We start from the raw sequence: 20,211 nt of genomic DNA on the forward strand, positions 1-20,211 counted from the left end.
TCAGCCGATTTTCTGGCCGGTCTTTGCCCAGTCGGCGAGGAAGGCGGCAAGGCCCTTGTCGGTCAGCGGGTGATTGACCAGCGCCTTCAGGGTCGCGGGTGGCGCGGTGACGATATCGGCGCCGATGAGCGCCGCCTGCTTCACGTGGTTCACTGTGCGCACGGAAGCGGTCAGGATCTCGGTCTGGAAATCGTAATTGTCGTAGATCTGACGGATCTCCTGGATCACTTCCATGCCGTCAGAACCGGTATCGTCGATGCGGCCGACGAAGGGCGAGATGAAGGAGGCGCCTGCCTTGGCGGCGAGCAGCGCCTGGTTGGCCGAGAAGCACAAGGTGACGTTGACCATGCGGTTCATCTCGGTGCGGATCGTCTTGCAGGCCTTCAATCCGTCCAGCGTCAACGGCACCTTGATGGCGACATTCGGCGCGATCTTGGCCAGCACCTCGGCCTCGGCCATCATCTGCTTGTATTCGGTCGCCACGACTTCCGCGGAAACCGGGCCTTCGACGATGTCGCAGATCTGCTTGGTGACCTCGGCGATTTTGCCGCCCGATTTCAGGATCAGCGACGGGTTGGTGGTGACGCCGTCGAGCAACCCCAGATCGATCAGTTCACGGATTTCCTTGATATCGGCTGTGTCGGCAAAAAATTTCATGGCGGTCTCCTGACGATTTCGTGGCGCCTGCGAAGGCACGTTCAGCGTTGCCCTTTGATCTAGAGCAAAGTCGGGGCAAGGTCACGCCTCATGATCGAAGATTCGCCCTTTGTCGCAGCCGCACCGGTGCTGGTGCCGATGCCGGCCGAACGCCCCTACACCTATGCCGTGCCGGACGGCATGCGGGTGGTGCCGGGTTCGATCGTGCGCGTGCCGCTCGGGCCGCGCCAGGTCGCGGGTATCGTCTGGGACGGCGTGATCGAGCAGGTCGATGCCAGGAAATTGCGCCCGATCGAACAGGTTTTCGACTGTCCGCCGATCGACCGCGCCATGCGCCGCTTCGTCGACTGGGTGGCGCAATACACGCTGTCGGCGCCGGGCATGGTGGCGCGAATGCTGTTGCGTGCGCCGGAAGCTTTCGATCCCGAACCCTGGATCGAAGGGCTGCAGCGGACGCTCGTCATGCCCGATCGGATGACGGATGCGAGGACGCGGGTGCTGGAGACAGCCGAAGGCGGGCTGGCTTGGACGCGCTCCGGGCTGGCGCATGCCGCCGGCGTGTCGTCGACGGTGATCGAGGGGCTGAAAGCGCAAGGCGTGTTCGAAACGGTGATGATCCCGCCGCGCCCGGTGGTGGCCGCACCCGACCCAAGCTATGCCGTGCCGGACCTGATGCCGGACCAGAACGACGCCGCGTCGATGCTGCGCGCCAATGTCGCGACCGGTGCGTTCAATGTCGCGCTGCTCGACGGCGTCACCGGGTCCGGCAAGACGGAGGTCTATTTCGAGGCGGTGGCGGCCGCGCTCGATCAGGGAAAACAGGTGCTGATCCTGCTGCCCGAAATCGCGCTGACGCATGCTTTCCTCGAACGCTTCCAGCAGCGCTTCGGTGCCAAGCCGGGGGAATGGCATTCCGATCTGCCGCCCAGGATGCGCGAAAAAGTCTGGCGGCAAGTGGCGGAAGGGGGCGTGCGTGTCGTCGCCGGCGCACGCTCGGCGCTGTTCCTGCCGTTCAAGGAACTTGGCCTGATCGTGGTCGACGAGGAGCACGACCCGGCCTACAAGCAGGAAGACCGTGTCTTCTATAATGCGCGCGACATGGCTGTCGTGCGCGGGCATATTGGCGGCTTTCCGGTGGTGCTGGCGTCGGCGACGCCGTCGGTCGAAAGCCGGGTCAACGCAAGCCAGGGCCGCTATGCCAGGGCTGTTCTTTCCGCCCGCTTCGCTGAGGCGGCACTTCCCGATCTCAAGTCGATCGACATGCGCCGCGCGCCGCCGGCCCGTGGCGGCTTCCTGTCGCCGGTGCTGATCGACCATATGCGCAAGACGCTGGAGAAGCAGGAACAGTCGCTGCTGTTCCTCAACCGGCGCGGCTATGCGCCGCTGACGCTGTGCCGGGTCTGCGGCCACCGTTTCGGCTGCCCGGTGTGCTCGGCCTGGCTGGTCGAGCACCGTTTTCGCGGCCAGTTGGTGTGTCATCATTGCGGTCACAATGAGCGCCGTCCGGAAGCCTGCCCCGAATGCGGCACGCTCGACCACCTGGTCGCTTGCGGGCCGGGGGTCGAGCGCATCGCCGAAGAGGTCGTCACGCATTTCCCGGACGCGCGTACCATCGTGCTGTCGTCGGATATAATGGGGGGTGTACGACGGTTGCGGCTGGAACTGGAGGCTATAGCCAACGGCGAGGCCGATATCGTCATCGGCACGCAACTGGTCGCCAAGGGTCATAATTTCCCGAACATGACGCTGGTCGGCGTCGTCGATGCCGATCTGGGCCTTGCCAATGGCGATCCGCGCGCCGCCGAGCGCACCTTCCAGCTGCTCAGCCAGGTGACCGGCCGTGCCGGCCGCACCGGCAAGAAGAGCCTTGGCCTGCTGCAGACCTTCCAGCCCGACCATCCGGTGATGCGGGCGATCGTCTCCGGCGATGCCGAGTCTTTCTACCAGCGCGAGATTTCAGAGCGCGAACGCGCTGCCTTGCCGCCCTTCGGCCGGCTGGCAGGCGTCATCGTCAGCGCGGTGACGCGGGCGGAAGCGGAAGGCCATGCACGCGGCCTGCGCCGCTCCGCACCGGAGGCGCCGGATCTGTTCGTGCTCGGGCCGGCGGAAGCGCCATTATCGTTGCTCGGCGGTCGCCACCGCTTCCGCCTGCTGATCCAGGGCGAACGGCGCGCCGACATGCAGAGCTTCATCCGCACCATGCTGGCCAACGGGCCGAAACAGCGCGGCTCGGTTCGGGTGCAGGTGGACATCGACCCGCAGAGCTTTTTGTAGGAACACAAATTCAGCTACAGCTGCCTCGACGAGAGAAACGGAAGATCTCATGAAAACCTTAGGCCTGCTCGGCGGCATGAGCTGGGAATCGACCGCCATCTACTACCGCCTGCTCAACGAGATCGTGCGCGAGCGGCTGGGCGGTCTGCATTCGGCGAGGCTGCTGCTCTGGTCGTTCGATTTCGCCGAGATCGCCGAACGGCAGCATGATGGCGACTGGGACGGTGCCGGTGCGCTGCTGATCGATGCCGCACACAAACTTGAGGCCGGCGGTGCGGAGGGCCTGCTTCTGTGCACCAACACCATGCACAGACTGGCCGACCAGGTGCAGGCGGCTGTGTCGATCCCGCTGATCCATATCGCCGACGCCACCGCGGCCACGGTCAGGCAGGCCGGCCTGCGGCGGCCGGCGCTGCTGGCAACGCGGTTCACCATGGAGCAGGACTTCTACAAGGGCCGGCTTGCCGACAAATATGGCCTGTCGCCAGTGGTACCGGATTCGGCCGGGCGCGACATGGTGCATCGCGTCATCTACGAGGAACTCTGTCAGGGCATCGTCACCGAAGCCTCGAAGGCGGCCTATGTCGCCGAGGCAAACCGCTTGCGCCGCGACGAAGCCGCCGACAGCCTGATCATGGGCTGCACCGAGATCACCATGCTCATCGGCCAGGATGATTTCGACATCCCGATTTTCGACACGACGCGCATCCATGCCGGGGCGGCGGTGGAATTCGCACTCGGTTGATGCGCGTCTCCTAAAGTGGCTGAAGCCATCTGGCGCCGGTTCTTTCCTTCGCTAGAATGTCGGCGATTTTTCAAAACAGGCATTTCGAGGGGACACGATGGATTTTGCGCTTCCATGGCCGACGAGCCAGGGCGAATGGCTGGCCTGGTCGAGCGCGGTCTTCACCGTGCTGCTCGGTCTTCTGTTTTTCCTGGCGCCGGGGCTGGCGTTCCGTATCCTGCGCCTGCAGGCGAAACCCGAGAAGGCGGCGGCGATCGCCGAGGGGCGCGGCCGCATGTCGGGCTTCTATCTCGGAGTCGGCCTGTGCTGCATCCTGCTCGCGCAGCCGCTGGTCTACATGGCGCTCGGATTTTCCTGGCTGTTCACCGCCTTCGGCCGGCTGCTGTCGATGATGTCGGACGGCGCCAATACACCTTTCAATTGGGTTTCCATTGTGGTGGAATTGGCGCTCGCGGCCTTGCCGCTCGCCTTTGCCTTCGGCTTTGTGCCCTGAATCCTGGGGTATTCAGGCGCGCAGGACGCTGATCTTTCGCCGGATGCGACAATAGTGCCTGAAAACCATGCGGAACGACGCATTGCGGTCTTAAAATGCCTGTGCTAGACGGCAATCGACTTTCGGCCGGGGATAGCGGAAGCCGCGCCTCCGTGCTTGGAAAAATGCAGTAAGGTCAAAGATTTAGCCAGAGTTTTTGCTCGCGCCAACAATCTGCGGCCTGTCAGACAAGAGAAAAGACGGTCCGTGGCTCAATCGTCATCGCCAATCTCAGGTGTCGCAGAACGCTATGCCGGTTCGCTGTTCGAACTGGCATCGCAGGCAAATTCCGTGGCCAAGGTCGAGGCCGACCTCACCAGTTTCGAGGCCATGCTCGCGGGCAGTGCCGACCTGACCCGGCTGATCAACAGCCCGGTATTCTCCAGCGAGGACCAGGCCAAGGCCATCGGGGCGATCGCCGACAAGGCCGGCATCACCGGCCTGACCGGCAATTTCCTGCGCGTCGTCGCCAAGAACCGCCGCCTGTTCGCGGTGCCCGGCATGATCAAGGCATTCCGCCAGATCGCCGCTGAACACCGTGGCGAGGCCGCCGCCGACGTGACGTCGGCTCATGAGCTGACCGCGGCCCAGCAGACCGAACTCAAGGCGGCGCTGAAGGGCGTTGCCGGCAAGGACGTGACCATTTCCGTCACCGTCGATCCGTCGCTGCTCGGCGGGCTGGTGGTCAAGATGGGCTCGCGCCAGATCGATACGTCGCTCAAAACCAAACTCAATTCGCTCAAGCTTGCACTGAAAGAGGTCGGCTGATGGACATCCGCGCCGCGGAAATTTCCGCAATTCTGAAAGACCAGATCAAGAATTTCGGCAAGGAGGCCGAGGTCTCCGAAGTCGGACAGGTGCTGTCCGTCGGTGACGGTATCGCCCGCGTCTATGGCCTCGACAATGTCCAGGCCGGCGAAATGGTCGAGTTCCCCGGCGGCATCCGCGGCATGGCGCTCAACCTCGAAGCCGACAATGTCGGCGTCGTCATCTTCGGCGCCGACCGCGACATCAAGGAAGGCGACATCGTCAAGCGCACCGGCGCCATCGTCGACGTTCCCGTCGGCCCCGGCCTGCTCGGCCGCGTCGTCGACGCGCTCGGCAACCCGATCGACGGCAAGGGGCCGATCAAGGCGACCGAACGCAAGCGTGTCGACGTCAAGGCGCCGGGCATCATTCCGCGCAAATCGGTCAACGAGCCGATGTCGACCGGTCTCAAGGCCATCGACGCGCTGATCCCGGTCGGCCGCGGCCAGCGCGAGCTGGTCATCGGTGACCGCCAGACCGGCAAGACCGCCATCATCCTCGATACGATGCTCAACCAGAAGTCGGTGCACGACAACGGCCCGGAAAAGGAAAAGCTCTACTGCGTCTACGTCGCCGTCGGCCAGAAGCGTTCGACCGTCGCGCAGTTCGTCAAGGTTCTGGAAGAGCGCGGCGCGCTCGAATACTCGATCATCATCGCCGCCACCGCTTCCGACCCGGCGCCGATGCAGTTCCTGGCGCCGTTCGCCGGCTGCACCATGGGCGAATATTTCCGCGACAACGGCATGCATGCGCTGATCAGCTATGACGATCTGTCGAAGCAGGCTGTCGCCTATCGCCAGATGTCGCTGTTGCTGCGCCGCCCGCCGGGCCGCGAAGCCTATCCCGGCGACGTCTTCTACCTGCACTCGCGCCTGCTCGAGCGCGCCGCCAAGCTCAACGACGATCTGGGTGGCGGATCGCTGACCGCCCTGCCGATCATCGAGACGCAGGCCAACGACGTGTCGGCCTATATCCCGACCAACGTGATCTCGATCACCGACGGCCAGATATTCCTCGAAACCAACCTGTTCTTCCAGGGCATCCGTCCGGCCGTCAACGTCGGCCTGTCGGTCAGCCGCGTCGGCTCGGCCGCGCAGATCAAGGCGATGAAGCAGGTCGCCGGCTCGATCAAGGGCGAGCTCGCGCAGTACCGCGAAATGGCTGCCTTCGCGCAGTTCGGCTCGGATCTCGACGCCGCCACGCAGCGCCTGCTCAACCGCGGATCGCGCCTGACCGAACTCCTGAAGCAGCCGCAGTTCTCGCCGCTGAAGACGGAAGAGCAGGTCGCGGTGATTTTCGCCGGCGTCAACGGCTATCTCGACAAGCTGCCGGTCAACCAGGTCGGCAAGTTCGAGCACGGCCTGCTCAGCCACATGCGTGCGGCGGGCAAGGACGTTCTCGACGCCATCCGCAAGGAAAAGGCGCTTTCGGACGATCTGCGCGCCAAGCTCAAGGCCGAGATCGACGCCTTCGCCAAGACCTTCGCCTGAGCGAAGCGCCAGTCCGGATGAGACAAGACGGGATCAGGTTTGAAGCATGCCTTCATTAAAAGACCTTCGTAACCGTATCGCCTCGGTCAAGGCGACGCAGAAGATCACCAAGGCGATGCAGATGGTCGCCGCGGCGAAGCTGCGCCGTGCGCAAGAGGCGGCGGAAGCGGCGCGCCCCTATTCGGAGCGCATGGGTTCCGTGCTGGCCAACATCACCCAGGCGATCGGCGGTGGCGGCGATGCCCCGGCGCTGATGACGGGCACCGGCAAGGACGCCGTGCATCTGCTCGTGGTCTGCACCGCCGAGCGCGGCCTGTGCGGCGGCTTCAATTCGCAGATCGCCCGTCTTGCCCGCGATCACATCCGCCGGCTTCTGACCGACGGCAAGCAGGTCAAGATCATCTGCGTCGGCAAGAAGGGCTTCGACATCCTGCGCCGCGACTATGCATCGATGATCATCGACCGTGTCGATCTGCGCGAGGTCAAGACGCTCGGCTTCGTCAATGCCGATGCGATCGCCAAGAAGGTCATCCATCTCTTCAACGAGGGCGCCTTCGACATCTGCACGCTGTTCTACTCGCAGTTCAGGTCGGTGATCAGCCAGATCCCGACCGCGCAGCAGATCATCCCGGCCAGCACCGCTTCGGCTCCGGCCGCGGCGGTGGATGGCGGCAGCGCCGTCTATGAATATGAGCCGGAGCCGGGCGAAATCCTCTCCGACCTCATCCCGCGCAACATCTCCGTGCAGGTTTTCCGGGCGCTGCTCGAAAACGCCGCCGGCGAAATGGGCGCCAAGATGAGCGCCATGGACAATGCGACGCGCAACGCCGGCGAGATGATCAACAAGCTATCGATCACCTACAACCGCCAGCGGCAGGCGCAGATCACCAAGGAACTGATCGAAATCATTTCGGGCGCCGAGGCGCTCTAGGCGCGGTCCGCGGGTGACTGTCCCGCGAACCGGACCGCGTGAGAAACAAAGGACGAAAAGGGTAAAGACGATGGCGAAAGCAGCGACCCCCCAGAAGACAACTCCGAAGGCGGCAGCCCCCAAGGCAGCAGCCCCAGTGAAAGCGGCCAGGGCTCCGGCAGCGGCGGCAAAGGCTGCTCCGGCCAAGGCAGCAGCGGCGCCGGCCAAGGCCGTGGCCGCCAAGACGCAGGCCATGGCCACGAAAGCCACCGGCGTTGTCGGCAAGGTTCGCCAGGTCATCGGCGCCGTTGTCGACGTGCAGTTCGGCGATCACCTGCCGGCGATCCTGAACGCGCTCGAGACGACCAATGTCGGCAACCGCCTGGTGCTCGAAGTTGCCCAGCATCTGGGTGAAAACACCGTGCGCTGCATTGCCATGGACTCCACCGAAGGCCTGGTGCGCGGCCAGGAAGTGCGCGACACCGGCGCTCCGATCACCGTGCCGGTCGGCCCAGGCATGCTCGGCCGCATCATCAACGTCATCGGCGAGCCGGTCGACGAAGAAGGCCCGGTCGACGCAATCGAAATGCGCTCGATCCATCAGCCGGCTCCGACCTATGTCGAGCAGTCGACGGAAGCCCAGATCCTGATCACCGGCATCAAGGTGCTCGACCTCTTGGCGCCTTACGCCAAGGGCGGCAAGATCGGCCTGTTCGGCGGCGCCGGCGTCGGCAAGACCGTGCTGATCCAGGAACTGATCAACAACATCGCCAAGGCACATGGCGGCTATTCGGTGTTCGCCGGCGTCGGCGAGCGCACCCGCGAAGGCAACGATCTCTATCACGAGTTCATCGAATCCGGCGTCAACAAGAAGGGCGGCGGTGAAGGCTCCAAGGCAGCGCTGGTGTACGGCCAGATGAACGAGCCGCCGGGCGCGCGCGCCCGTGTCGGCCTGACCGGCCTGACGGTCGCCGAATATTTCCGCGACCAGGGCCAGGACGTGCTGTTCTTCGTCGACAACATCTTCCGCTTCACGCAGGCGGGTTCCGAAGTGTCGGCTCTGCTCGGCCGCATCCCGTCGGCCGTGGGCTACCAGCCGACGCTCGCCACCGACATGGGCGCGCTGCAGGAACGCATCACCACCACCACCAAGGGCTCGATCACCTCGGTGCAGGCGATCTACGTGCCGGCCGACGACTTGACCGATCCGGCGCCGGCGACCTCGTTCGCCCACCTTGACGCGACGACGACGCTGAACCGTTCGATCGCCGAGAAGGGCATCTATCCGGCCGTCGATCCGCTGGACTCGACCTCGCGCATGCTCGACCCGCTGGTCGTCGGCGACGAGCATTATAGCGTCGCCCGCCAGGTGCAGTCGATCCTCCAGCGCTACAAGTCGCTGCAGGACATCATCGCCATCCTGGGCATGGACGAGCTCTCGGAAGAGGACAAGCAGACCGTGGCCCGCGCCCGCAAGATCGAGCGCTTCCTGTCGCAGCCCTTCTTCGTCGCCGAAGTGTTCACCGGCGCGCCGGGCAAGCTGGTCGACCTCGCCGACACCATCAAGGGCTTCAAGGGCCTTTGCAACGGCGATTACGACCACCTGCCGGAAGCCGCCTTCTACATGGTCGGCGGCATCGAGGAAGCGGTCGAGAAGGCACAGCGCCTCGCGGCAGAAGCGGCGTAAATAAAGCGAATAGGGAGTAGTCAGTAGTCAGTAGTGAATAGCAGCTGGGCGAGTCGGATAGTTGTTCTCTCGCCCTACTTCCTACTCACTATTCCCTACTCACTAAATTGACATGGCTGAAGCTTTCAAGTTCGAACTGGTTTCCCCGGAACGCCTGCTGGTTTCCGCCGAGGTCGAATCCGTCGTTATTCCAGGCGCCGAAGGCGAGATGACCGTCATGGCTCATCACGCACCGGTCATGACCACGATCAAGCCGGGTGTCGTCACGGTGAAGAGCGCCTCGGGCAGCGAAGAACGCTATGTCGTGTTCGGCGGCTTCGCCGACATCGTCCCGGCCGGCTGCACGCTGCTGGCGGAATCGGCTGTCGCGGTGAAGGATGTCGACCGCGCCGATCTCGCCCGCCGCATCCAGGAAGCCAGGGAAGATGCTGCCGACGCCAAGGACGACCAGGCGCGCGGCAAGGCCGAACAATTCCTTAGCCAGCTCACCACGCTGGAAGGCGCGATCCTGCCGGCCTGAAACGCGTCGCGGGACAACGGATTGAAAGCGGGGCATTGCCCCGCTTTTTTGTTTGTCGGGACATTATGGCGTGAGAGTTGATGTGGCGGCGGTGCCGGAGTTGCGCGACATCGGCAGGACAGAGGGGGCGCTGCGCCGCCGACATCAAGGTTCTGTACCGCTCGCGCCTTACTGTCCTTCGGCTTCTATGCCGAGCGCGGCGAAGGCCAAAGTCGGGCCGTCTCGTCGCAGGTGGACGAGATGGACGGCCACGAGTTCGATCAGCGTCTGGCGCTCGGCGTGATCCCGGGCGAAGCCGGCCATGTCAAACACCGCTGTCGCGGTTTCATTCGCCGGCAGCTGCTGGTCCAAAAGCGCGGTCATCGGCGCATCGAGCGGATCGGTGAAATGGCCTTCCGGCAACGTCTTTCCGCGCGCCGCGCAGGCGGCGATCCAGGCAGCCACCACCAGCGTGAGATGGACCAGCTCGGTGCCGGCTTCGAGGCACTCGACAGCCGAGGCGATAATGCGCTGCGGCAGTTTCTGGCTGCCGTCATTGGCGATCTGCGCCGTGCGGTGGGCAAGTGCCGTGTTCGAAAAGCGCTCGGCAAGCTCGGCGGTATAGGCTGATGGGTCGAGGCCGGCATCGTCCGGCAATGTTGTTATGGCCTCTTGCCATAGCGCGTCGACGAACAGCCGGATCGCCGGATCGGCGAAGGCACTGTCGACCGTCGCGTGGCCGCAGAGCAGGCCGAGATAGGCGATGCCCGAATGCGCGCCGTTGAGCAGCCTCAGCTTCATGTCCTCGAAGGGAGCGACATCCCCAACCATGGTGACGCCGAATTTTTCCCAGGCCGGACGGCCCGTCGGGAAATCGTCCTCGATCACCCACTGGCGGAAGGGTTCCGTCATCACGGGCCAGGCGTCGTCGATACCAAGTTCGCCCGCTATCCGCGCCCTGTCGGCGTCGGTCGTGGCTGGCACAATGCGGTCGACCATGCTTGAGGGAAATGCGACGTGACTGGCGATGTGGTCGGCCATTCCGGCATTGCCCGCCGAACTGGCACTTGCATCGCGCAGCGTGGCGAATTCGATCAGCAGCCGGTGCAAGGTGGCGCCGTTGGCCGGCAGGTTATCGCAACAAAGCACGGTAAAGGGCGGGGTGCCAGCGCCCCGCCTCCGGGCGAGCGCTTCGGTCAGAAAACCATGCGCCGTCTTCGGTGTTCGCGGATTGGCCAGGTCGTGGACGATGTCGGCATGCGCTGCGTCCAATCCGCCGCCGGCCGCCCGCAAATAGGCTTTCTCGGTGATCGTCAGCGTCACGATGCGGGTACGCGGATCGGCCAGCACCGCCAGCACCGCTTCCGGGTCTTCCGGCGCCACCAGCAGCGAGCCGATCGAGCCGATGACATGCAGCTTCTCGCCGCCGCTGCCGCGCACAGCCAAGGTGTAGAGCCCGTCCTGCGGCGCCAGCGCGTCGCGCGTTTCCGCGCTGCGCAGCGACACGCCTGATATGCCCCAGTCCGTTTCTCCGGCCGCCAGGCATTCATCGATATAAGCGGCCTGGTGGGCGCGGTGAAAGGCGCCGACGCCCAGATGCACGATGCCCGGCGTGATTGCGCCACGATCATATCGAGGCGCGGCGACCTTGGCCGGCAATGCCTGCGCCATGCGGTTGGAAAGGCGGCGGTCTGTCATCGGTTCGGCACTCATCTCGTGGAACGATTTGCGGGGTAACACTGACGGCGTCCGCCGACAATGCTCAGCTTTGCCTAGGAGTCATCATACAACAATCCGATTTTTGTATGTTGACATTATTTCTGACCGATCCTACCCATGGAGCCGGAGGATGGCCGTGGCACTGACCAATGCGGATTTGCTGTTTTCAGCCGAGGCGCGTCAGCTGTCGATTGCCCGCGCCCTCTACGCCGGCATCAAGGACCTGCCCATCATCAGCCCGCACGGCCATACCGACCCGCGCTGGTATGCGCTGAACGAGCCGTTCCCCGATCCCGCGCAACTGCTCATCGTGCCGGACCACTATATTTTTCGCATGCTGTTCAGCCAGGGCGTGCGGCTGGAGGCTCTCGGCGTGCCGACCCTTGATGGTGCGCCCGTCGAGACCGACGGCAGAGCTATCTGGCGGCTGTTCGCCGAACACTATTATCTCTTCCGCGGCACGCCGACCCGGTTGTGGTTCGACCATGTCCTTGCGCATCTGTTCGGCATCGAAGAGCCGTTGAGCGCCGCGACCGCCGACCGCCATTACGATACGATCGCAACGCTGCTGCAGTGGGAGAACTTCCGCCCTCGCGCGCTGTTCGAGCGCTTCAACATCGAGGTCATCGCGACCACCGAAGGCGCGCTCGACGATCTCAAATGGCACCAGATGATCCGCGACAGCGGCTGGGAGGGCCGTGTCGTCACCGCCTATCGGCCGGACGCCGTCGTCGATCCCGAATTCGAAGGCTTTTCGGCCAATCTCGATCGGCTCGGCGAGATCACCGGCTGCGACACCGGGACCTGGGCCGGTTATCTCGACGCACATCGCCAGCGGCGCGCCTTTTTCAAGAGCTTCGGCGCGACTTCGTCGGATCACGGTCATCCCACGGCGGAGACCGCCAATCTTTCCGATGCGGCGGCGCAGGAGCTGTTCAACCGGGTTCGCGCCGGCTCGCAGGATGAGCGCGAGCGAAAATTGTTTCGCGCGCAGATGCTGACCGAGATGGCCAAGATGAGCCGGGACGACGGGCTGGTCATGCAGATCCATCCCGGCTCCATGCGCAATCATTCGGCTTCTGCTTTCCAGAAATTCGGCAGGGACAAGGGTTTCGATATCCCGACCCGGACCGACTATGTCACGGCGTTGAAGCCATTACTGGACTGCGTCGGGCTTGAGCGCGACCTGACCGTCATCCTGTTCACGCTGGACGAAACCAGCTACGCGCGCGAACTGGCGCCGCTGGCCGGCGTCTATCCGGCGCTGAAGCTCGGGCCGGCCTGGTGGTTCCACGACAGCCCGGAAGGCATGCGCCGGTTCCGCGAGATGACCACCGAGACCGCCGGCTTCTACAACACGGTCGGCTTCAACGACGACACTCGCGCCTTTCCGTCGATACCGGCCCGCCACGACGTGGCGCGGCGGGTCGACTGTGCGTTCCTGGCGCGTCTCGTCGCCGAGCACAGGCTGCGTGAGGACGAGGCGCATGAACTCGCGAAGGAGCTTGCCTACACGCTTGCCAAGAATGCGTACCGGCTCTGAGCCGGGCGTTTCGATTTTCAAAGGGAGGAAGTCATGTTGCATTTTTCGAAATTGACGGCGGCGACATTCGCCATCGGTTCGCTGCTGATCGGCGCTGCCAACGCCGAAACCGTGCTGCGATCCTCGGATACCCATCCGGACGGCTACCCGACCGTCGAGGCGGTCAAGTACATGGGCGACCTGATCAAGCAGCGCACCGCCGGCCGCTATTCGATCGAGGTCTATCACTCGGCGCAGCTCGGCGAGGAAAAGGACACAATCGAGCAGACCCAGGCCGGCGTCATCGACCTCGACCGCGTCTCGATGGGACCGTTCAACGGCATCGTGCCGGAGACCGCCGTGCCGTCGCTGCCCTACATGTTCCGCTCCGTCGAGCACATGCGGCACGTCATGGACGGCGCTGTCGGCGACCAGATCCTGAAGGCGTTCGAGGCGCATGATCTCGTCGGCCTCGCCTTCTACGATTCCGGTGCTCGGTCCTTCTACAACACCAAGAAGGACATTACCTCGATGGCGGACATGAAAGGCATGAAGTTCCGCGTCATCCAGTCCGATGTGTTCGTCGACATGGTCAACGCGCTTGGCGCCAACGCCACGCCGATGGCCTATGGCGAAGTCTATTCGGCGCTGCAGACCGGCGTCATCGACGGCGCCGAAAACAACTGGCCGAGCTTCGAATCCGCCAAGCACTACGAAGTGGCCAAGCATTACACGATGGACGAACACCAGATCGTGCCGGAAGTGCTGGTCATGTCGAAGGCAAGCTGGGACAAGCTCTCGCCGGAAGACCAGGCGATCGTGCGCCAGGCAGCCAAGGACAGCGTCGTCAAGATGCGCGAACTGTGGGACGCGCAGGAGAAGAAGTCGCGCGGCATCGTCGAGGCCGCGGGCGTCAAGGTCAGCGAGATCGACAAACAGCCGCTGATCGACGCGATGAAGCCCGTCTACGACAAGTACTTGTCGACGCCCGAACTGAAGGACCTGGCCGCCCGCATACAGGCCGAGAAATGAACGGCAGGGGCAATGGATCGAGCAGCGCGGAGGCCCCCGCGCTGCCTTCGGACGCGTCCGCCATGCGAGGATTCTGGCTGGGTGCGGAGCGGGTCCTGTCAGGGCTTGCCAGGCTGGCGCTTTGGATCAGCGGCGCCGGCCTGACGCTGATGACGATCATCATCTTCTGGCAGGTCTTCTCGCGTTATGTGCTGAACCGTTCGCCGAGCTGGACGGAATCCTTCTCGGTTCTGCTGATGGGCTGGTTCATTTTTCTCGGCGCCGCCGTCGGCGTGCGCGAACGCACCCATCTCGGCTTCGACGTGCTGCTCTATGTCCTGCCTGTTTCGGCCAAGGCGGTACTGCGCAGCATTTCCGACCTTGTCGTGCTGGCCTTCGGCGCCGGCATGATCGTCTATGGCGTGCAATTGGCCAGGCTGACCTGGAACACGGTCATGCCGTCACTTGCCCTGCCGGGCGGCGTCAGCTTCCTGCCGGTCATCCTGGGTGGGGCGCTGGTCTGTCTGTTTTCGCTGGAACGGCTGGCCGGGCGCTTTGCCGGCCTGCCCGTCGACGCCGACATCCATGCAACCGGCGAGGAGCCCTGAACCATGGCCCTGATCGTCCTCTTCGGCACCTTCGTGTTCCTGCTGATCATCGGCACGCCGATCGCCTTCTGTCTCGGCGTCGCCAGCTTTGCCACGATCCTCACGCTTGGCTTGCCGCCGGTCGTGGTGTTCCAGCGGCTGAATTCCGGGGTCAGCGTCTTTTCGCTGATGGCCATCCCGTTCTTCATCTTCGCCGGAGACCTGATGGTGCGAGGTGGTATCGCCGCGCGGCTGGTCGCGCTGGCAGGCTCCCTGGTCGGTCATTTGCGCGGCGGCCTGGGGCAGGTCAACATCGCCGCATCGACCATGTTCGGTGGCATCTCCGGCTCGGCGGTGGCGGATGCGTCGGCGGTCGGCGGCCTGATGATCCCGCAGATGAAGGCGCGCGGCTACGGCGTCGACTATGCCGTCAACATCACCTCGGTCGGGGCCATCATCGCGCTTCTCATTCCACCGTCCCACAACATGATCATCTATTCGATCTCCGCCGGCGGCCGTATCTCGATCGCCGACCTGTTCACGGCTGGCGTGCTGCCGGGTCTGCTGCTGGCGCTGTCGCTGATGACAACGGCCTATTGGGTCGCCAGCCGCCGGGGATATCCGACGGAGCCTTTCGCCGGCTTCGGCCGGGCCCTGCAACTGCTTGTCGCCGCCATTCCCGGGCTCATCCTGATCGCCATCATCTTCGGTGGCGTCAGGTCCGGTGTCTTCACCGCGACCGAGAGTTCCTGCATCGCCATCGTCTACGCCTTCCTGGTGACGCTGATCATCTACCGCTCGATGAGCTGGGGCGACTTCGTCGCGGCGACGACGGCGTCGGTGCGCACCACGGCCATGGTGCTGATGATCATCGGCTGCGCGGCGGCCTTCGGCTGGTTGCTCGCCTATCTTAGGGTACCGGCGGCACTGGTCGCCTTTCTGCAGTCGGTGTCCGACAACAAGCTGGTGATCCTGCTGCTGATCAACGTCGTCCTGCTCATTCTCGGCACCTTCATGGACATGTCGCCGCTGATCATCATCACGACGCCGATCTTCCTGCCTGTCGTCATGGCCTATGGGGTCGATCCCGTGCATTTCGGCGTGATCCTCATCCTCAATCTCGGCATCGGGCTTTGCACGCCACCGGTCGGCGCTGTTCTGTTCGTCAGCTGCGCCATCGGGCGAATTCCGATCTGGACCGCGATGCGCTCGATCTGGCCATTCTACGGCGCCGCCTTCGCCGTGCTGATGCTTGTCACCTATGTGCCGGAAATCTCATTGTGGCTGCCGGGCCTGTTCCATTAGAGCGGTTCGGCGATCGTTAGAATCGTTGAACCGCTCTAACTCTTTGTGTTTACGCAATTCCAGGCGGAAAGCCGCTACGCACTTTTCGTGGAATTGCACTAGGAGGTCACCGAGGTGTCCGATACCGCAAACGACCTCAGGGTCGAGAGAAAACCCAAGCTGTCGGAAACCGTCGTGGGGGCGATCCGCAAGCAGTTGCAGGCGGGCGAGATCCCGCCCGGCCACAAGCTGCCGACCGAGGGCCAGCTGACCGAAACCTTCGGCGTCAGCCGAACCGTCATCCGCGAGGCGCTGGCCAAGCTTGCCGCCGACGGTCTGGTCGAGCCGCGGCAGGGCGCCGGGGTGTTCGTCACAGAGCATATTTCGACCATGTTCGGGGCGCTCGCCGCCGACATGGGAGCCAAGGATTCGGTCGCGCTCAACGTGCTCGAGGTGCGGCTGGCGATCGAGATCGAATCGGCTGGGCTCGCTGCCATCCGTCGCAACGCCGCGCAGGAGGCGGCGATCCAGGAAGCCTTCTTCGAGTTCGAGCGGCTGCTGCTCGGCAGCCAGCCGACCGGTCCGGCCGACCTCGCCTTCCATCGCGCCATCGCCAGCGCCACCAACAACCCCTTCTATGTCGAGATGCTCGACGTGCTCGGCCGGCGCGCCATTCCGTGCGACGTGACCTCGCCCTGGTCGACCGAACTGGCGCAGTCCGACAGCTACCAGCGCGGGCTGCAGCGCGAGCATCTGGTGATCCTGAACGCGATCACGGCGGGCGATGCCGAAGCCGCGCGCGAGGCGATGCGCACCCATCTCGGCGCCAGCCAGCAGCGTTACCGCGAGCGGCTGCAGGCGCGGCAGGCCTACTACGCCAGCTCGGTCAAGGCGGCCGCGGGCGAATGATCCACCGAAAGCCAGGACAGAAATGAGCCAGAACCACACCGACTACACATCGCGCTTCGCCATCGACCCGGCGGCCGCCGCCGCCATGGGAACGGATGAGCTGCGCCATAATTTCCATATCGAGGATCTCTTCCAGCCCGGGCGCATCAGCCTGACCTACACGCACTACGACCGCATGATCGTCGGCGGCGCCGTGCCTGCGGCAACGGCATTGCCACTGGAAGCGATCAAGCCGACCGGCACCAAGGGGTTTCTCGACCGGCGCGAATTGATCGCCGTCAACATCGGCGGTGCCGGCACGATCGAAGCCGGCGGCCAGTCCTTCGACCTGCGGGCGCGCGACATGCTCTATCTCGGCATGGGCACCGACACGGTTTCCTTCGCTTCTGCTGATAGGAACGACCCCGCCAAGTTCTATCTGCTCAGCGCCCCGGCGCATCAGCCTCATCCCAGCCGGCTGATCCGCCTCGATGACGCCAAGCGCCTCGATCTCGGCAGCAAGGAGGCCTGCAACGAGCGCTCGATCTTCCAGTTCATCCATGCCGGGGGAACAAAAACCTGCCAGCTCGTCGTCGGCATGACCCAGCTGGCGCCGGGCTCGATCTGGAACACCATGCCGTGCCATGTGCATGACCGGCGCATGGAGGCCTATCTCTATTTCGACCTGCCCGAGGCGGCCCGCGTCTTCCACTTCATGGGCGAGCCGGACGAGACACGCCACATCGTCATGCGCAACGAGGAGGCGGTGCTGTCGCCGGGCTGGTCGATCCACTCTGGCGCCGGCACGTCCAACTATGCCTTCATCTGGGCGATGGCCGGCGACAATGTCGACTACACCGATGTCGATCCGGTGGCGATGGACATGCTGCGGTGAGCGACCTCTCCGCCTTCAGCCTGGCCGGCAAGCGCATCCTGGTGACCGGCGCCAACACCGGCATCGGCCAAGGCATTGCCATCTCGATCGCGCGCGCCGGTGGCGCCGTGATCGGCGTCGGCCGCTCATCGATGGACGATACCGCGAGCAAGGTAGGCGCTGTGGGCGGCCAATTCGAGGCGGTGAGCATCGATCTTGCCGACACGGCAGCAGTCGGACCGATGCTGGACCGCGTCTGGGATCAAAACGGTCCGATCGACGGGCTGGTCAACAATGCCGGCATCATCCGGCGCGCGGATGCCATCGATCTCGGCGAAGCCGACTGGGACGACGTGATCGACGTCAATTTGAAGTCCGTCTTCCTGCTGTGTCAGTCCTTTGCGCGGCGCCTCCTTGCCGGTGGACGCCAGGGCAAGATCGTCAACATCGCCTCGGTGCTGAGTTTCCAGGGCGGCATCCGCGTCGCGTCCTACACGGCGTCCAAGCATGGCGTGCTCGGCATCACCAGGCTGCTCGCCTGCGAGTGGGGGGCGAAGGGCATCAACGTCAATGGCATAGCGCCGGGCTATATCGACACCAACAACACGCAGGCGCTGCGCGCCGATCCCGACCGCAGCGCGGCCATCCTCGGGCGCATTCCCGCCGGCCGCTGGGGCGAGCCCGGAGACATTGGCGATGCCGCCGTCTTCCTGCTGGCGCCGGCCTCGAACTACATGCATGGCGCGGTGGTGCCGGTGGATGGGGGATGGCTGGCGCGATGAGGAGAAGACGATGACCGAGCCGAAGATTTTCGCGCATGCCGGCCAGGGTGCCTGGACGCCGACCCCGGACGGCAATCGCCGGCGGGTTCTCCTCACCACCGACGAACTGATGATGGTCGAATTCGGTTTCGATAGGGGTGGTGTCGGCGCCCTGCATTCGCATCCGCATGTGCAGGCGAGCTATGTAGCCGAAGGCCGTTTTGAGGTGACCATCGACGGCCGGACCGAAATCGTCGAGACCGGCGGCAGCTTCATCGTGCCGTCCGGCCTGGTGCACGGCGTCAAGGCGCTCGAGGCGGGGCGGCTGGTCGACAGTTTTACGCCGCACCGCGCCGATTTCCTCGCCTGACCGACGATTGCTCGGCCAACGAAAAACCCGCGCCTCCAGGGAAGCGCGGGTTGTTGCCTGGGCGCCAATGGCGCCGCGGTACTCAAAACATCACCGCAGGGTGCGAAAGCTGCCGCATCATGGTGAAGATAGACTTAATGCGCGTCAGGTGATGCGCCTGAGCAGGCCGAAAAGCCGTTCGAACGTCTTGCCATAGGGTGGCCGCAGAAGGCTCCCCGCGCTCAAGCGCGACTGCAGGAAGACCGGTTTCTCCTTGCTGAAGGTGCGGAAACCCCATTCGCCGTGATAGGCGCCCATGCCGCTGGCGCCGACACCGCCGAAGGGCTGGTTCTCCTGCACCAGATGCAGCATGCAGTCGTTGATGGTGACTCCGCCGGCGACCGTCTCGCGCAGGATGCGCTGGCGGTTGCCGCCGTCGTTGCCGAACCAGTAGAGCGCCAGCGGCCGTTCGGCGCTGTTCACATAAGCGATCGCGTCGTCGAGCGTGGCGTATTCGACGATCGGCAGCACCGGGCCGAAAATCTCCTCGCGCATCAGCCTTAGGTCCGGGCCGGCGTTGCTGACCAGGGTTGGCAAAAGCTTCCGGCCCGCATTGCCGAGGTCTTCGCCGGCCGGGTTGATTTCGGTGACATCGGCACCCGCGTCGCGGGCTTCCACGATCATGGCGCGCAGACGCTGGTAATGCCGATCGCTGATGATGGCGGTATAGTCGGGGTTGTCGCGCAACGAGGGGTAGAGCCGCGCCATGGCGATCGCGAGCTTCGCGGCGACCGTACCTGCTTGTCCCTTCGGCACCAGCAAATAGTCCGGCGCGATGCAGGTCTGCCCGGCATTCAACAGCTTGCCATAGGCGACGCTGGCGACCGCGGTGTCAAGATCGCAGGAGGGGTCGAGGATCGCCGGCGACTTCCCGCCGAGTTCGAGCGTGACCGGGGTCAGGTTGGCGGCGGCGGCGATCGCAACCTGGCGTCCGACCGCCGTCGAACCGGTGAACAGCAGATGATCGAACGGCATCGAGACGAAGGCTTTCCCCGTATCGGCATCGCCGGCGATGACGCTGAGTTCATCCGGGGCGAAATGTTCGCCAGCCAGCCTGGTCAGCAGCCCGGAAAAAGCAGGCGTCAGTTCGGAAGGCTTGACCAGCACGCGGTTGCCGGCGGCAAGCGCGGCCGTAACCGGCGCGACGGCGAGCTGAAAAGGATAATTCCAGGGAGACACGATACCGACGACCCCGAGCGGCTGCGGCACGAGGCGGTTCCGGCCTGGCAGAAACGGCAAGGTGGTGGCAACGCGGCGCTCCCGCATCCAGCCGCCGACATGGGCGAGCGCATGGCGAATGCCGGCGCGCACGACGAACAGTTCGGCCAGGCGGGTCTCATGCGCCGAGCGGCCGCCGAAGTCGGCATCGATCGCAGCGCAGATTTCAGTCTCGTGCCGCTCGGTCAGCGCCAGCAGGCGCCTCAGCCGGTCCTTGCGGGCGCCAAGGTCGGGAAAGGGTTGTGCCTTGAAGGCGGCGCGCTGCAGCCGGAACCGCTCGCCCAGCAAATCCTGTCTCACCTGCAGCATCGCGCCCTCCGTGGCGTATCGGCGAGGG

General features: G+C 64.4%; 19 protein-coding genes. 16 read left to right on the forward strand and 3 right to left on the reverse strand.

Features of this window, described 5'->3' with window-relative positions; genetic code table 11:
* Entirely contained in the window at nt 1-657 is a 657-nt protein-coding gene (gene fsa / locus FJ943_RS03840) for a fructose-6-phosphate aldolase (RefSeq protein WP_015315164.1), read from the reverse strand.
* A 90-nt stretch (nt 658-747) separates the two neighbouring features.
* Between fsa and FJ943_RS03845 the strand changes: the two genes are divergently transcribed.
* The 8 genes from FJ943_RS03845 to FJ943_RS03880 all read left to right on the forward strand — a co-directional run bounded on the left by FJ943_RS03845 (nt 748) and on the right by FJ943_RS03880 (nt 9,622).
* Nucleotides 748-2,931 (forward strand): primosomal protein N', encoded by a 2,184-nt coding sequence (locus FJ943_RS03845; protein WP_140719888.1) that lies wholly within the window; start codon nt 748-750, stop codon nt 2,929-2,931.
* Between the two features lie 49 nt (nt 2,932-2,980).
* Nucleotides 2,981-3,676 carry an aspartate/glutamate racemase family protein gene (locus tag FJ943_RS03850; protein WP_140719890.1) on the forward strand — a complete coding sequence of 232 codons (696 nt, stop codon included), beginning with the start codon at nt 2,981-2,983 and terminating at the stop codon, nt 3,674-3,676.
* A 97-nt stretch (nt 3,677-3,773) separates the two neighbouring features.
* Entirely contained in the window at nt 3,774-4,169 is a 396-nt protein-coding gene (locus FJ943_RS03855; RefSeq protein WP_127275645.1) for a DUF4345 family protein, read from the forward strand.
* 246 nt (nt 4,170-4,415) lie between these two features.
* Nucleotides 4,416-4,976 (forward strand): F0F1 ATP synthase subunit delta, encoded by a 561-nt coding sequence (locus FJ943_RS03860; protein WP_015315170.1) that lies wholly within the window; start codon nt 4,416-4,418, stop codon nt 4,974-4,976.
* Nucleotides 4,976-6,505, forward strand: a complete 1,530-nt coding sequence (gene atpA / locus FJ943_RS03865) for a F0F1 ATP synthase subunit alpha (protein WP_015315171.1) — start codon at nt 4,976-4,978, stop codon at nt 6,503-6,505. The genes FJ943_RS03860 and atpA overlap by 1 nt, the downstream gene beginning before the upstream one ends.
* A gap of 46 nt (nt 6,506-6,551) precedes the next feature.
* The gene (locus tag FJ943_RS03870; RefSeq protein ID WP_015315172.1) at nt 6,552-7,436 is read left to right on the forward strand and encodes a F0F1 ATP synthase subunit gamma; all 885 of its coding nucleotides are present in this window, start codon (nt 6,552-6,554) and stop codon (nt 7,434-7,436) included.
* A gap of 70 nt (nt 7,437-7,506) precedes the next feature.
* Complete coding sequence (gene atpD / locus FJ943_RS03875) at nt 7,507-9,102, forward strand: F0F1 ATP synthase subunit beta (protein WP_181174484.1); 1,596 nt, start codon at nt 7,507-7,509, stop codon at nt 9,100-9,102.
* A 112-nt stretch (nt 9,103-9,214) separates the two neighbouring features.
* Nucleotides 9,215-9,622: a F0F1 ATP synthase subunit epsilon gene (locus FJ943_RS03880; protein WP_140719892.1), complete on the forward strand. Its 408-nt coding sequence runs from the start codon at nt 9,215-9,217 to the stop codon at nt 9,620-9,622.
* 168 nt (nt 9,623-9,790) lie between these two features.
* Here FJ943_RS03880 and FJ943_RS03885 read toward each other — a convergent pair whose 3' ends face one another.
* Nucleotides 9,791-11,299, reverse strand: a complete 1,509-nt coding sequence (locus FJ943_RS03885) for a mannitol dehydrogenase family protein (RefSeq protein ID WP_181174485.1) — start codon at nt 11,297-11,299, stop codon at nt 9,791-9,793.
* 151 nt (nt 11,300-11,450) lie between these two features.
* Between FJ943_RS03885 and uxaC the strand changes: the two genes are divergently transcribed.
* The 8 genes from uxaC to FJ943_RS03925 all read left to right on the forward strand — a co-directional run bounded on the left by uxaC (nt 11,451) and on the right by FJ943_RS03925 (nt 18,617).
* Nucleotides 11,451-12,863: a glucuronate isomerase gene (gene uxaC, locus FJ943_RS03890; RefSeq protein WP_181174486.1), complete on the forward strand. Its 1,413-nt coding sequence runs from the start codon at nt 11,451-11,453 to the stop codon at nt 12,861-12,863.
* Between the two features lie 33 nt (nt 12,864-12,896).
* Nucleotides 12,897-13,874, forward strand: coding sequence for a TRAP transporter substrate-binding protein (locus tag FJ943_RS03895; RefSeq protein WP_140719894.1), 978 nt, complete (start codon nt 12,897-12,899; stop codon nt 13,872-13,874).
* Between the two features lie 62 nt (nt 13,875-13,936).
* Entirely contained in the window at nt 13,937-14,461 is a 525-nt protein-coding gene (locus FJ943_RS03900; RefSeq protein ID WP_041163297.1) for a TRAP transporter small permease, read from the forward strand.
* Nucleotides 14,462-14,464: 3 nt separating this feature from the next.
* Nucleotides 14,465-15,745, forward strand: coding sequence for a TRAP transporter large permease (locus FJ943_RS03905; protein WP_140719896.1), 1,281 nt, complete (start codon nt 14,465-14,467; stop codon nt 15,743-15,745).
* A gap of 114 nt (nt 15,746-15,859) precedes the next feature.
* On the forward strand, nt 15,860-16,633 hold the full coding sequence (locus FJ943_RS03910) for a FadR/GntR family transcriptional regulator (RefSeq protein ID WP_140616584.1): 774 nt from the start codon (nt 15,860-15,862) through the stop codon (nt 16,631-16,633).
* 22 nt (nt 16,634-16,655) lie between these two features.
* Nucleotides 16,656-17,507, forward strand: a complete 852-nt coding sequence (kduI, locus tag FJ943_RS03915; protein WP_140616585.1) for a 5-dehydro-4-deoxy-D-glucuronate isomerase — start codon at nt 16,656-16,658, stop codon at nt 17,505-17,507.
* A complete protein-coding gene (gene kduD, locus FJ943_RS03920) occupies nt 17,504-18,268 on the forward strand; it encodes a 2-dehydro-3-deoxy-D-gluconate 5-dehydrogenase KduD (RefSeq protein WP_140616586.1) in 765 nt (254 codons plus the stop codon). The genes kduI and kduD overlap by 4 nt, the downstream gene beginning before the upstream one ends.
* Before the next feature lie 10 nt (nt 18,269-18,278).
* Nucleotides 18,279-18,617 carry a cupin domain-containing protein gene (locus FJ943_RS03925; RefSeq protein WP_140616587.1) on the forward strand — a complete coding sequence of 113 codons (339 nt, stop codon included), beginning with the start codon at nt 18,279-18,281 and terminating at the stop codon, nt 18,615-18,617.
* Nucleotides 18,618-18,761: 144 nt separating this feature from the next.
* Here the strand turns inward: FJ943_RS03925 and FJ943_RS03930 are convergent, their stop codons facing one another.
* Nucleotides 18,762-20,183 carry a coniferyl aldehyde dehydrogenase gene (locus FJ943_RS03930; RefSeq protein ID WP_140719898.1) on the reverse strand — a complete coding sequence of 474 codons (1,422 nt, stop codon included), beginning with the start codon at nt 20,181-20,183 and terminating at the stop codon, nt 18,762-18,764.
* Between the last annotated feature and the right edge of the window lie 28 nt (nt 20,184-20,211).

The organism is Mesorhizobium sp. B2-3-10 (assembly GCF_006442275.1).
Taxonomy (GTDB): domain Bacteria; phylum Pseudomonadota; class Alphaproteobacteria; order Rhizobiales; family Rhizobiaceae; genus Mesorhizobium; species Mesorhizobium australicum.

Excerpts from the sequence above, each read along its gene's own strand:
- fsa (WP_015315164.1), bottom strand. The coding sequence starts at position 657 with ATGAAATTTTTTGCCGACACAGCCGATATCAAGGAAATCCGTGAACTG.
- FJ943_RS03845 (WP_140719888.1), top strand. The coding sequence starts at position 748 with ATGATCGAAGATTCGCCCTTTGTCGCAGCCGCACCGGTGCTGGTGCCG.
- FJ943_RS03850 (WP_140719890.1), top strand. The coding sequence starts at position 2,981 with ATGAAAACCTTAGGCCTGCTCGGCGGCATGAGCTGGGAATCGACCGCC.
- FJ943_RS03855 (WP_127275645.1), top strand. The coding sequence starts at position 3,774 with ATGGATTTTGCGCTTCCATGGCCGACGAGCCAGGGCGAATGGCTGGCC.
- atpA (WP_015315171.1), top strand. The coding sequence starts at position 4,976 with ATGGACATCCGCGCCGCGGAAATTTCCGCAATTCTGAAAGACCAGATC.
- FJ943_RS03870 (WP_015315172.1), top strand. The coding sequence starts at position 6,552 with ATGCCTTCATTAAAAGACCTTCGTAACCGTATCGCCTCGGTCAAGGCG.
- atpD (WP_181174484.1), top strand. The coding sequence starts at position 7,507 with ATGGCGAAAGCAGCGACCCCCCAGAAGACAACTCCGAAGGCGGCAGCC.
- FJ943_RS03880 (WP_140719892.1), top strand. The coding sequence starts at position 9,215 with ATGGCTGAAGCTTTCAAGTTCGAACTGGTTTCCCCGGAACGCCTGCTG.
- FJ943_RS03885 (WP_181174485.1), bottom strand. The coding sequence starts at position 11,299 with ATGACAGACCGCCGCCTTTCCAACCGCATGGCGCAGGCATTGCCGGCC.
- uxaC (WP_181174486.1), top strand. The coding sequence starts at position 11,451 with ATGGCCGTGGCACTGACCAATGCGGATTTGCTGTTTTCAGCCGAGGCG.
- FJ943_RS03895 (WP_140719894.1), top strand. The coding sequence starts at position 12,897 with ATGTTGCATTTTTCGAAATTGACGGCGGCGACATTCGCCATCGGTTCG.
- FJ943_RS03900 (WP_041163297.1), top strand. The coding sequence starts at position 13,937 with ATGCGAGGATTCTGGCTGGGTGCGGAGCGGGTCCTGTCAGGGCTTGCC.
- FJ943_RS03905 (WP_140719896.1), top strand. The coding sequence starts at position 14,465 with ATGGCCCTGATCGTCCTCTTCGGCACCTTCGTGTTCCTGCTGATCATC.
- kduI (WP_140616585.1), top strand. The coding sequence starts at position 16,656 with ATGAGCCAGAACCACACCGACTACACATCGCGCTTCGCCATCGACCCG.
- FJ943_RS03925 (WP_140616587.1), top strand. The coding sequence starts at position 18,279 with ATGACCGAGCCGAAGATTTTCGCGCATGCCGGCCAGGGTGCCTGGACG.
- FJ943_RS03930 (WP_140719898.1), bottom strand. The coding sequence starts at position 20,183 with ATGCTGCAGGTGAGACAGGATTTGCTGGGCGAGCGGTTCCGGCTGCAG.